The sequence below is a fragment of the Bradyrhizobium sp. LB8.2 genome, assembly GCF_040548035.1.
Taxonomy (GTDB): domain Bacteria; phylum Pseudomonadota; class Alphaproteobacteria; order Rhizobiales; family Xanthobacteraceae; genus Bradyrhizobium.
In genome coordinates this window covers 1-10,833 of sequence record NZ_JBEPQV010000066.1, presented here as the reverse complement: position 1 = coordinate 10,833, position 10,833 = coordinate 1, and the positions used below count along the sequence as shown (strand labels likewise).

General features: G+C 62.4%; 16 protein-coding genes and 2 pseudogenes. 9 read left to right on the top strand and 9 right to left on the bottom strand.

The features are described 5' to 3' along the window. Positions 1-133: 133 nt before the first annotated feature. From ABIB06_RS38565 to ABIB06_RS38550, 4 genes and pseudogenes are all read right to left on the bottom strand, one after another. Entirely contained in the window at positions 134-400 is a 267-nt protein-coding gene (locus ABIB06_RS38565; protein ID WP_354053369.1) for a hypothetical protein, read from the bottom strand. A 128-nt stretch (positions 401-528) separates the two neighbouring features. Continuing rightward, positions 529-984: pseudogene (locus ABIB06_RS38560) on the bottom strand (dienelactone hydrolase family protein); the annotation flags it as partial. Beyond that, positions 984-1,232: pseudogene (locus ABIB06_RS38555) on the bottom strand (hypothetical protein); the annotation flags it as partial. The pseudogenes ABIB06_RS38560 and ABIB06_RS38555, both read right to left, overlap by 1 nt. 152 nt (positions 1,233-1,384) lie before the next feature. Next, positions 1,385-1,789 carry a DUF4260 domain-containing protein gene (locus tag ABIB06_RS38550; protein ID WP_354053368.1) on the bottom strand — a complete coding sequence of 135 codons (405 nt, stop codon included), beginning with the start codon at positions 1,787-1,789 and terminating at the stop codon, positions 1,385-1,387. Between the two features lie 148 nt (positions 1,790-1,937). Between ABIB06_RS38550 and ABIB06_RS38545 the strand changes: the two genes are divergently transcribed. From ABIB06_RS38545 to ABIB06_RS38530, 4 genes are read left to right on the top strand one after another with little or no spacing between them, the layout of a single operon-like run. Continuing rightward, positions 1,938-3,470 carry an acyl-CoA carboxylase subunit beta gene (locus tag ABIB06_RS38545; RefSeq protein WP_007603066.1) on the top strand — a complete coding sequence of 511 codons (1,533 nt, stop codon included), beginning with the start codon at positions 1,938-1,940 and terminating at the stop codon, positions 3,468-3,470. 33 nt (positions 3,471-3,503) lie between these two features. After that, positions 3,504-3,716, top strand: a complete 213-nt coding sequence (locus ABIB06_RS38540) for a hypothetical protein (protein WP_247341278.1) — start codon at positions 3,504-3,506, stop codon at positions 3,714-3,716. Then, positions 3,713-4,384, top strand: coding sequence for a Fic family protein (locus ABIB06_RS38535; protein WP_354053367.1), 672 nt, complete (start codon positions 3,713-3,715; stop codon positions 4,382-4,384). The genes ABIB06_RS38540 and ABIB06_RS38535 overlap by 4 nt, the downstream gene beginning before the upstream one ends. A gap of 59 nt (positions 4,385-4,443) precedes the next feature. Continuing rightward, complete coding sequence (locus tag ABIB06_RS38530) at positions 4,444-4,791, top strand: hypothetical protein (protein WP_354053366.1); 348 nt, start codon at positions 4,444-4,446, stop codon at positions 4,789-4,791. A 9-nt stretch (positions 4,792-4,800) separates the two neighbouring features. On the opposite strand, the gene ABIB06_RS38525 is transcribed toward ABIB06_RS38530, so the two are convergent. Then, positions 4,801-4,953: a hypothetical protein gene (locus tag ABIB06_RS38525; RefSeq protein WP_247445956.1), complete on the bottom strand. Its 153-nt coding sequence runs from the start codon at positions 4,951-4,953 to the stop codon at positions 4,801-4,803. 92 nt (positions 4,954-5,045) lie between these two features. Next, complete coding sequence (locus tag ABIB06_RS38520; RefSeq protein WP_247445955.1) at positions 5,046-5,699, bottom strand: glutathione S-transferase family protein; 654 nt, start codon at positions 5,697-5,699, stop codon at positions 5,046-5,048. A gap of 125 nt (positions 5,700-5,824) precedes the next feature. Here ABIB06_RS38520 and ABIB06_RS38515 point away from each other — a divergent pair, with 125 nt between their 5' ends. Then, a complete protein-coding gene (locus tag ABIB06_RS38515) occupies positions 5,825-6,139 on the top strand; it encodes a hypothetical protein (RefSeq protein WP_354053365.1) in 315 nt (104 codons plus the stop codon). Between the two features lie 141 nt (positions 6,140-6,280). Continuing rightward, the gene (locus ABIB06_RS38510) at positions 6,281-6,550 is read left to right on the top strand and encodes a twin-arginine translocation signal domain-containing protein (protein WP_354053364.1); all 270 of its coding nucleotides are present in this window, start codon (positions 6,281-6,283) and stop codon (positions 6,548-6,550) included. 163 nt (positions 6,551-6,713) lie between these two features. On the opposite strand, the gene ABIB06_RS38505 is transcribed toward ABIB06_RS38510, so the two are convergent. The 3 genes from ABIB06_RS38505 to ABIB06_RS38495 form a co-directional block, all read right to left on the bottom strand. Further along, positions 6,714-6,965 (bottom strand): GCG_CRPN prefix-to-repeats domain-containing protein, encoded by a 252-nt coding sequence (locus ABIB06_RS38505; protein ID WP_354053363.1) that lies wholly within the window; start codon positions 6,963-6,965, stop codon positions 6,714-6,716. Positions 6,966-7,211: 246 nt separating this feature from the next. Further along, positions 7,212-8,222 (bottom strand): alpha/beta fold hydrolase, encoded by a 1,011-nt coding sequence (locus ABIB06_RS38500; protein WP_354053362.1) that lies wholly within the window; start codon positions 8,220-8,222, stop codon positions 7,212-7,214. Between the two features lie 100 nt (positions 8,223-8,322). Beyond that, on the bottom strand, positions 8,323-9,021 hold the full coding sequence (locus tag ABIB06_RS38495) for a metalloregulator ArsR/SmtB family transcription factor (protein ID WP_354070382.1): 699 nt from the start codon (positions 9,019-9,021) through the stop codon (positions 8,323-8,325). Positions 9,022-9,186: 165 nt separating this feature from the next. Here ABIB06_RS38495 and ABIB06_RS38490 point away from each other — a divergent pair, with 165 nt between their 5' ends. Genes ABIB06_RS38490 through ABIB06_RS38480 form a run of 3 tightly spaced genes read left to right on the top strand, consistent with a single transcriptional unit; the run spans position 9,187 to position 10,744 of the window. After that, positions 9,187-9,495: an NIPSNAP family protein gene (locus ABIB06_RS38490; RefSeq protein ID WP_247341245.1), complete on the top strand. Its 309-nt coding sequence runs from the start codon at positions 9,187-9,189 to the stop codon at positions 9,493-9,495. Between the two features lie 37 nt (positions 9,496-9,532). Next, positions 9,533-9,883 carry an antibiotic biosynthesis monooxygenase family protein gene (locus ABIB06_RS38485; RefSeq protein WP_007603077.1) on the top strand — a complete coding sequence of 117 codons (351 nt, stop codon included), beginning with the start codon at positions 9,533-9,535 and terminating at the stop codon, positions 9,881-9,883. 51 nt (positions 9,884-9,934) lie between these two features. After that, a complete protein-coding gene (locus tag ABIB06_RS38480) occupies positions 9,935-10,744 on the top strand; it encodes an isocitrate lyase/PEP mutase family protein (RefSeq protein ID WP_354053360.1) in 810 nt (269 codons plus the stop codon). Positions 10,745-10,833 lie beyond the last annotated feature (89 nt).

Sequence of the window (10,833 nt, the reverse complement as noted above, 5' to 3'; positions counted from 1 at the left end):
CGCCCATTGGGCATCAGTCAAAACGAATCGGTCCATCCCAAGCTTGAATCACAACCAAGCCCCGATGAGAATCCTGAATCCCAACAGACCCTAGCGCTACCGCGCTGAAGCGGCTCGACTAGCATCCCGCGGGTCAACAAAAAAACCGGGAGGACAAAATGAACTCAGCGCCACTCTGGCTGCCGTCGCTCACGCCACAACCAGGAAGGTCGGCGACGAAACCTATGCGCGCGCCGGGAAGCTCTTCAATGATCAGCAGATCGTCGACCTCACCACGGTCGCCGGCAACTACGTGATGGTCGCGATGCTGCTCGCAATTGCCGAGGAGACGGTGCCGCCGGACAAGCAGGAGCCGTTCAAGCCGGGTGAGCCGTAGAGCTGGCCGTTTTAATGCGGCCATCCTTCGAGACGCCCGTCTTTGACGGGCCGTCAGGATGAGGATCTGTTTCGCGGCGATATATCAGACCCTCGTGGTGAGGAGCGCCGCCTTACAGCGCGTCTCGAACCATGCAGGCCGAACAGACGCGCCTAACCCAGTTTGAACAACAGTTGCAAAAACTCCTCTACGGCCTTGCGCGACTCGGCGGCAGTTGTGGGATTGCCGCCGACATGCGGATTGAGTTCGACGCAGGAATCCTTGTAGGTGAACGGTGCTTTCGTGTCGGCGTTCATGAGCACGCCGCCGTCACCTTCCTTGATCTGGCAGCTGCGCACGGTTTGCGCGCCAGTGGACACGGCGACCGTATTGACGCCGAGCAGCCCGCTGTCAAAACCGTGCGCGCTGTCGGGATATTCGGTCAACACCACATCGCGACCGGCTGTCTTGAGCCGCTCGACGAAAGCCTTGCAGCTCTTGACGGAATTGTAGTCGTCCGGCGTGCCGTGGAAGATGCGGATCGGGCGCGCGGCGACCTCGCTATCGTTCTGGTAGGTCGTCGAGCAATCCGGATAGAACGGGATGTAGGCGGCGAACTGGATGCCGGTTGCTTGACCATGGCGTCGGACGCCATCTCACCGGCCTCGCGCAGCTTGGTGTTGCGTGTGTTCTCTTCGTGCTCTTGGTGATAGAGGCGTTCCGCCGACATCGCCCGTTGCGCCAGCGACTCGATCAGCGCGGCCGCGCGCAGCAGCATTTCGCCGTTCCGCCCCGACACCATGCTGGCCATACGCCGCAGGAAGTCGGTGGTTTCGGACGATGAGTTCGGCGGCAGGGGAACGACCGTCGCGGACATGGGGTGATGCTTGCAGCCGGAAATGATGACCGCCGCCGTACCGACTGGGCTCACGCAACACTCGGCGCCTGATCGTGAGCCCGGAGCAAGCCTGAATCGGCCGGCCCGGTCAACCGGGCCGGCCCGCCAAATTTTGCGGACCGCGGAGTGGGTCAGGCGTCCTTCTGCCGGCCGATCCGGCCGAGATGGGTGAAGCCGAACCCGGCCGCATATTTCAGGCCATAGCCGAGCGCCCGGTCGAGGCCGATATGGGCGAGCCAGATCAAGGCGATGGACAGGGTGAGCGGCGAGGCGAGGCCGAAGCCAAGCGTCATCAGCGCGACCGGCGCCATGTAGCTGTGGGCGGCGTTGTAGACCAGCGCGCCGAATTTGGCGTCGGCAAGATAGGCGAGAAAACTCAGATCGGGGGCCAGGAAGAGCAGGGCAAAGACTGCCCAGGAGCCGTCCCAGGTCCAGTAGAGCATCACCATCCCCACAAACAAGGTCAGGCCCTCCAGCCGCAGCAGGATGTTGATGCCGCCCGTCGCCGCGCCCGTCTCAGCCGTTCCTTCGGTCATGCTCGCCTCCCAGGCAAAACTTTGTAATTCCTTGCGCTTTCGCGCTGCGGCAAGGCAGCTCTGCGGCGCCGAAAGCGGCTTCCCGGCCCGCAAAATGCCGTGTTAGAACCCCGACAATCGCATTTAGGCTAAGAACTGGCGGGAGCAAATGAAGAATATCCTGGACGCCCTTGAAGACCGTCGCGCCGGCGCAAAGCTCGGCGGCGGGGAGAAGCGCATCGAGGCGCAGCACGCCCGCGGCAAGCTGACCGCGCGCGAGCGCATCGAGCTCTTGCTCGACAAGGGATCGTTCGAGGAATTCGACATGTTCGTCGAGCACCGCTCCACCGAGTTCGGCATGGAGAAGAACAAGGTGCCCGGCGACGGCGTTGTCACCGGCTGGGGCACTGTCAACGGCCGCAAGACGTTCGTGTTCGCCAAGGATTTTACGGTGTTCGGCGGGTCGCTCTCTGAAACGCACGCGCTGAAGATCACAAAACTTCAGGACATGGCGATGAAGGCGCGGGCGCCGATCATCGGCCTCTATGACGCGGGTGGCGCCCGCATCCAGGAGGGCGTAGCTGCCTTGGCCGGTTATTCCTACGTGTTCCGCCGCAACGTGCTCGCCTCGGGCGTGATCCCACAGATCTCAGTCATCATGGGCCCGTGTGCCGGCGGCGACGTCTATTCGCCGGCCATGACCGATTTCATCTTCATGGTGAAGAACACCAGCTACATGTTCGTCACCGGCCCGGACGTGGTGAAGACCGTCACCAACGAGGTCGTCACCGCGGAAGAGCTCGGCGGCGCTTCGGTGCACGCCACGCGCTCCTCGATCGCGGACGGCGCGTTCGAGAACGACGTCGAGACGCTGCTGCAGATGCGACGCCTGATCGACTTCCTGCCGTCCAACAACACCGACGGCGTGCCGGAATGGCCGAGCTTCGACGACATCGGCCGCGTCGACATGTCCCTGGACACGCTGATCCCTGACAATCCGAACAAGCCATACGACATGAAGGAGCTGATCCTGAAGGTCGTGGACGAGGGCGACTTCTTCGAGATCGCGGACGCTTTTGCCAAGAACATCGTCACCGGCTTCGGCCGCATCGCGGGCCGCACCGTCGGCTTCGTCGCCAACCAGCCGATGGTGCTGGCCGGCGTGCTCGACAGCGACGCTTCGCGGAAAGCGGCGCGCTTCGTCCGCTTCTGCGACGCCTTCAACATCCCGATCGTCACCTTCGTGGATGTGCCGGGCTTCCTGCCGGGCACCGCGCAGGAATATGGCGGCTTGATCAAGCACGGCGCAAAGCTGCTCTTCGCCTATTCGCAGTGCACCGTGCCGCTGGTGACCATCATCACCCGCAAGGCCTATGGCGGCGCCTTCGACGTCATGGCCTCCAAGGAGATCGGCGCCGACATGAACTATGCATGGCCGACCGCCCAGATCGCGGTGATGGGCGCCAAGGGCGCGGTCGAGATCATCTTCCGCGCCGACATCGGCGACCCCGACAAGATCGCGGCCCGCACCAAGGAGTACGAAGACCGCTTCCTGTCGCCGTTCATCGCCGCCGAGCGCGGCTACATCGACGACGTCATCATGCCGCACTCGACGCGAAAACGGATTGCAAGGGCGTTGTCGATGCTGAAGGACAAGAAGGTGGAAACGCCTGCGAAGAAGCACGACAATTTGCCGTTGTGAGGAACTTACAGCGGCTATTCTGTACAAAATCGCGTGGTGCCCCTGAACGGACTCGACTATATTGGTGCGATGACTGACGCTCTCAAGAAACTAATCGAAGCTGCGAAGACCGCCAATCCGTCCCCGGAACACCGGGAGGAGCAGCGGCGCAGCTTCGTATATGGCAACACCCATTTCGAGAATTCGCTTATTACGCGCGAAATGGTGGACCGTGAGGCCGAAAAATTGGCCAAGGAAAAGAAATGACAAGCGAAGAGCGCGAACGGCGCGATAGCCGTGCGCTCGAACCTGAGTTAATTACAGATCCTCAGCAGAAGGCCGCTGCGGAAGCTCGGAACGGGTTCCGCCAATACGACGCAGCCATTGGTGCGATCCATACGGCCCTTGAGCGGGGCTCATTCAAGCTCCGCCCCTCACTCATCCTCGGTTTGCAGCGAGAAGCCTTAGCAGGCATCAGCTCCTATGCTGGAAATTATCGCCCCAGTGGTGTTGCCATCGAGGGAAGTAAGCATGAGCCCGTCGGTGCACATCTGGTCCCCGAACTCGTTGAGGACATGTGCGACTACGTCAATGATCACTGGGAAGCTAGCACGCCGATCCATCTCGCCGCTTACGTCATGTGGCGGCTAAACTGGATTCATCCGTTCGCGGACGGGAACGGTCGTACCTCCCGAATTGTCTCATATGTTGTGCTTTCGGTTCGCGCTGGTGCGGTTCTGCCAGGCACGCCAACGATACCAGATCAAATCATCGACAACCGAAAGCCCTATTTTGACGCGTTGGATGAAGCAGATTTGGTCTTTCGCGGCGGAGGCCGGATCGATGTTTCGAAGATGGAAGATTTGTTGGCCTCACTGTTAGCGAACCAACTTGCGGAATTCTATAATTCGGTTGGGGGCAAGCTACCTAGCTAAGCGAAGGACTTTGCCGTTAGGCTTTATTCGCAATCGAGCTTCCCAAATTTTGAAATCCGATGACCGAAGACGATCCGACCGACGAGATTTCAGACCTTGAAGACCGGATCGCGGCGCTGGCCGAGATTGCCGAGCGATGCCGGAAGTATATTCTGGCGTCCAAGATCGCCATTGGTGGCGGGGCTGCACTGTTGCTGATCACGATCCTCGGTCTGTTCGGTACAGGTCAGACCGCCGCGCTTGGATCAGTAGCTCTCGTGCTCGGCGGGATCGTCTCGCTCGGCTCGAACGTCAGTACGCTGCGACAGACTGACGAGGCCATCGGTGCTGCGGAGGCGCGCCGTTCAGCTTTGATCAGCAGCTTCGACCTTCGCGTGGTCGCCGATACGCCGATGAAGCTCGTGTAACGAACTGCCTTACGCCGCGGCCCTGTGCGTCAGCACCTGCAACTCCGTGCGGCATTCGGCTGCGAGCGCCTGAAGGCGTTGCGCGGTTTGTTGGTCGAGGATCGCCTTTGCCAGGCGCTCGGCGCGGGCAAGCTGGTCTTTGAGATATTCGATGCGGGCCATGTGTCACCTTCCGCCCTGATAATTGAAGCCGTTTGCTTCGTTCCGATGGTCGCGATCGTATGGCCAATGCCGGGCTAGTTATGTGAGGCACGTCACGCAGATCGTACGGCGTCCGCCGCGGCGAAATGCGCCATCTGGTCGGCGCGGGCCTTGACGAAGGCGGGGCGCGCCGTAGCGCGAGTGACGTAGGCGCGGCAGGCCGGATGTTCCGCCAAACCGTCGAAGCGATCGACGGGGCGCAGCACGTCCGACATCAGGATGTCGGCGATGGAGAAGGAGCCCGCCAGCCATTCGCGGCCGGCCAGCACGGGCTCAAGATGCTTGAGGCGGAGCTTGAGGAAGCCGTCCACGAATTTCCACGCCGGCGTATCGCCCGCATCGCCCATGAACTTCAGCATCGACCACGGCAGGCTTGGCATCTCCACCGAATTGAGTGCGGCGAACACCCACGCGATCGCTTCGCTGCGGCCGCGCGGATCAGTCGGGATCAGCTTTGCGCTGCGTTCGCCGAGATGGAGCAGGATAGCGCCGCTCTCGAAGATCGAGATGTCGCCGTCGGTGAGCCACGGCACCTGCCCAAAGGGCTGGTGCGCGAAATGCGCAGCGTCGCGGTCACCGAACGGCACGCTCGCAACGCGATACGGCAAGGCAGCTTCTTCAAGGGCCCAGCGCACGCGAAGATCCCGCACGAAGCCGCGCGGCATCTCGGGAACCCAATCGAAGGTGGTCAGGGTGAGGTCGGCCATGTGGTGTCTCCGTGCTGTCTGGGCATAGGACGGATGAAGCGGATGCGTTCCGACAGCGATGCCAACTCTTTTGTCGTCGGCGACGTAACCGGCTAGTCTCACGCCGACCAACAGGAGGAACTCCCATGCCGTCAGCCTTCTTCGTCGTTCGTGCCACCGTCTCCGATGCCGGCAAGCGCGCCGCCTTCGACAGATGGTACGAGACGGAACATCTGCCCGACGCGGTGAAGGCGTTCGGTGTGAGCAAGGCGTGGCGGTTCTGGAGCCTGGACGACCCGTCGCTGCATCAGGCGATGTATCAGTTCGACGACGAGGCCAGGCTCGCGGCGATGCTGAAGGGCGATGCCTTGAAGCAGCTGGTCGCCGATTTCAACCGCGATTGGCCCGACGTGAAGCGCACGCGCGAAACGCTGGTGCTGGCGCAGGAGTTTGGGAAATAGCGCACCGGCGTTGTAGTCCGGCGTCGGCGCTACGAAACCTCTCACTTCGCAACTAACCTGAATGCGGGATTCAGCTTTGGTTCATGTCGTGGCCACGACACTGCCTCTGCATCACTTGCTCGATAGCCCAGAGGACATGCCATGGAGCGCCGGAACTTTTTGAAATTTGCAATCGGTGTCGCTGCCGGAGCCGCCGCGTTCACCACGGCCGCGCAGGCCGCGCCGCTTGCGCCGCAGCCGCTCGGTGATCCCAGCATGCCGCAGCGCAATCCGGACGCTCATCCCGCAGTCACCAGCAGCGATGAAGCGGCGCAGTTGAAACCGGAACAGGTGCATTGGCGCGGCCACGGCCACTGGCATCGCCGTCACTGGGGCTGGCGCCGCCGGCGCTGGCATCGCCGCCATTGGTAACCGCTCGTCGAACGACGTCGGGAGGGGGGATCGCGGTTGCGATACCCGTTTGATTCGGAGCCGCTTGCGGGAACGCGGACCAACTGTTTGGAGACGTCTCAAAAAGAAAATGGCCGCGCAGGCTTTCGTCGCGCGGCCATTTCGCTATGCGAAAAAAACGAGATCAGAGCGGGCGGCAGCGGCCGGCGTACCAGCGGAAGCCGTAGGGGCACACGCGCGCGCGCGGCACGACCACGACAGGGGCCGGCGCAACCACGATCGGACGGGGGCGGACAACGACCGGACCGCGCATCGGGCGGCAACCGCCATAGGCGCCGCGATACCAGCCGGGGCCGCAACCGCCGGCGGCGCTGGCCGCCTCGCTGAAACCAACGACCGCGCTGGCGAGCATCACGGCGGCAAACAGGTATTTCATCTGATCTTCCTTCTCGTCTTTGGGGGTAGGCTTTGGGGGCAAGCTTTGGCGGGCAGGATTGGGGCAGGTTCTAGGAGGGCTTGGGCGCTTTCGGCGCACAATGAATCACGCACAATGAATCAAAAGACACGATTCGACACGTTAAAGCTCGCAACATGCCGACACGACGCGACGCAAATCTGCCAATCATGACCTGAATGCGGCATGAACATTCCCCGCAGGCGGCCTCAGGCGACGGCAATGGCGTTAGCGGCCGAGAAAGCCCAGGACCAGCTCCTTGTACTTCTCCGGTGATTCCAGGAAGACGAGATGGCCGGTGTCCGGGATCACCTCGGCCCGCGCGTTCGGCATCTTCGCAGCCAGTGCCTTAGCCAGTTCGGCGTTCTGCCCCATTTTCGCGCGCAGCGCCTCCGGTGCGTTCGGTCGGCCCGGTGCGTTGTGGTCGTCGGCACCCATGATGAACAGCGTCGGCTCGGTGATCAGCGCGACCTCGTGCGCCACCGGCTCGCGATAGATCATCTGGCCGGAGCTGACAAAGGCGCGCAGCCAGCGTGGATAATCAGGACTGCCCTTGATGTTGAAGCGGGCGTCGATGAACGGCGTGATCGCGTCCGGCGGCAGCTTGATCGCGTAATTGGTCTGGAGCTGCTTGCGATAGCCTTCGGCCGTGAGCTTGTCTTCGGTCTGGAAAATCTTCTCGGTCGGTGTCGGCGGCACGTAGAGGCGGTAGTCTTCCAGCCCAATTGGGGCCGTCAGAACAAGGTGAGCGACTCGGTCGGGATAGGCGCGGGCGATGCGCACGCCCAGCATGCCCCCGAGCGAATGGGCGACGATCTCCGCTTTTTCGATCTTGAGATGATCGAGTAGCGCCATCGTATTGCGTGCCAGTGTGTCGAAATGCAGCTCACCCGTCGGCTTGGAGGATTTGCCGAAGCCGATCTGGTCCGGCACCACGACGCGGAAACCGGCCTCGCTCAGCATCTTGATGACAGGCGCCCAATAGCTCGACGGGAAATTGCGCCCATGCAGCAGCACGACGGTGCGGCCGTTCGGCCGCGCAGGCGCAACATCCATATAGGCCATGCTGAGCTGCTCGCCGTCATTGGTCACAGGCAGCAATTGCACGGGGTAGGGATAGGCAAAGCCTTCGAGCGCGATGCCGTAGGGCTCGCGCGAGGCGGTGTCCGCGGCGCGAGTGGAGGTAAGCGGAGAGGCGATGAGGGCGGCGGCGAGCGCGGCCAAAGCGAAGCGGTTCATGGGAGTCTCTGAAGGTCAGGGAACGATCGTTCGCATAAACGCGTGGATGGCCGGGTCAAGCCCGGCCACGACGAGAGACGTCGTTCACACGGACTTGTGTTTATTCCCGCCCATCACCGAACAACGCCGCAAACTGCTTCTCGCCGTTGCGCGTAAAATTCACCACGCGGCTGCCGGGCGTGGCGTCGCGGGCGGCCCATTTCAGCTCGGCGAAACGTTGCATCATGGCGGCACCAAGCGTGCCGGCGAGATGGTGGCGCCGCTCGCTCCAGTCGAGGCAGGCCTTGCAGACCGGCCGGCGCGGATGGGTGAGCATGTCGGGCGAGATCTGCAAATGCTTGGCCAGGAAGCGCTCGCCCTCCGCCGTCAGCTCGATGTCCTGCTTCTTCTGCCTGACCAGGTTTTGCGCGCGCAGGGTGTCGAGCATCTGCACGCCGAGATCGCCGGCGAGATGGTCGTAGCAGATCCGCGCACGTCGCAGCGCCGGATCCTTCGGCCCGGTGCGCACCCGCATATGGCCGGTCCGCGCGGCGAGGCCCGCAAGGCCTTCGAGCACGCCAGCGACGTCGTCGTCGGTGAGGCGATAGTAGCGGTGGCGGCCCTGCTTCTCCGGCTCGATGAGGCCACCGGCCTCAAGCTTGGAAAGATGCGAGCTTGCGGTCTGCGGCGTGATGCCGGCCTCCTGCGCCAGCTCGCTCGCGGTGAGCGCGCGGCCGTTCATCAGCGCCGTGAGCATGTTGGCGCGGGCGGGGTCGCCGACCAGCGAGGCGATCATGGCAATGTCTGGGCCTGATTTCATACTTCGATGATAGCCGAAGCATCGCGGTCGGGCAAGCGCGTATTCTTTCACCACGTCGTCATTGCGAGAAGCGAAGCGACGAAGCAATCCAGCATGTCCCCGCGGAGGCACTCTGGATTGCTTCGCTTCGCTCGCAATGACGAAGAAAAAGGTCAGGAGCTCATCATGTCCGTCACTGTCTTCATCCGCTACCAGCTCGATCCTTTCAAGCGCGCGCAGTTCGAGGAGTATTCGAAGCGCTGGCTCACCATCATCCCGAAATGCGGCGGCGACTTGATCGGCTATTTCATGCCGCACGAGGGCACCAACAACATCGCGTTTGCGCTGATCACCTTCGAGAGTCTGGCCGCATACGAGGCCTATCGCGCCCGGCTGCGTCAGGATACCGAAGGCATGGCAAACTTCCACTTCGCCGAGGAGCACAAATTCATCCTCGCCGAAGAGCGCACGTTTTTGCGCCAAGTGATCTTGTAGGTGGTATTGTAGGCCATCAATGACAGGAGAGATGCCCATGATTGCCGTGATCTTCGAGGTTTGGCCGAAGCCGGAACACCGCCAGGATTATTTCGACCTCGCGGCCGACCTCAAGCCCATCCTGCAAACCATCGACGGCTTCATCTCGGTCGAGCGTTTCGAGAGCCTGACCGACAAGGGCAAGATCCTGTCGGTGTCGTTCTGGCGGGATGAGGCGGCGGTTCAGGCGTGGCGCAACACGATGGAGCACCGGCGCACGCAAGCGAAGGGCCGCGCAAAAATCTTCGCCGATTATCATTTGCGTATCGCCAGCGTCATCCGTGACTACAGCATGAATGATCGCGAGCAGGCGCCGAAGGACAGCCGCGCGGTGCACGACGCGCACTAGCGCTCGCGGCGGCACGTCCCCATCTCTGCGCGACCAACAAGGGAGAAAAACATGCAGGTGACAATTGCTGACAAGCGCGCGACCTTCAGGAAGCTGCACGAGAGCGGCTGTTTCATCCTGCCCAATCCGGTGGACGTCGGCAGCGCCAAAGCGTTGCAGCATCTCGGTTTCAAGGCGCTTGCGTCGTCGAGCGCGGGCTTTGCATGGACCGTCGGCAAGGCCGACAACCGCGTCTCGGTCGAGGACGTCTGTCAGCATCTGGCAGCATTGAGCTCCTCCGTCGACATCCCCGTCAATGCTGATTTCGAGGGCGGCTTCGCGGTCGAACCCGACAAGGTCGCGGACAATGTCGAGCGCTGCGTGCGCACCGGCGTTGCCGGTCTCTCGATCGAGGACTCTACCGGCGACAAGGACAAGCCGATCTACGAGCGCGCGCTCGCGGTCGAGCGTATCAGGGCTTCGCGCAAGGCGATCGGTGACAGCAACACCCTGCTGGTGGGCCGCTGCGAGGCATATCTGTGGGGCGTGACGGACCTCAAGCTCGTTATCGACCGGCTCGCCGCTTACGCCGATGCCGGCGCCGATTGCCTTTACGCGCCGGGCCTGAAGAGCCGTGAGGACATCGCCGCGGTGGTGAAGGCGGTTCATCCCAAACCGTTCAACCTGTTGATCGGCGGCTCCGGGCTGTCATTGCAGGAAGCGGCCGATCTCGGTGTGCGCCGGATCAGCGTCGGCGGCTCGCTCGCACGCGCCGCCTGGGGCGGCTTCATGCGGGCCGCCAAGGAAATGGCGGAGAAGGGCACCTTCGCGGAACTCGGGAGCGGCTATCCCGGCGGCGAGCTCAACAAGATGTTCAGCTAGGGTCTGTTGGGATTCATCTGGAGTTTATCGCGGCCGCGGCCAGATAGATCATTGAAGTGAAGCTCTGGTCGGTCTTGTCGGCGCGCATT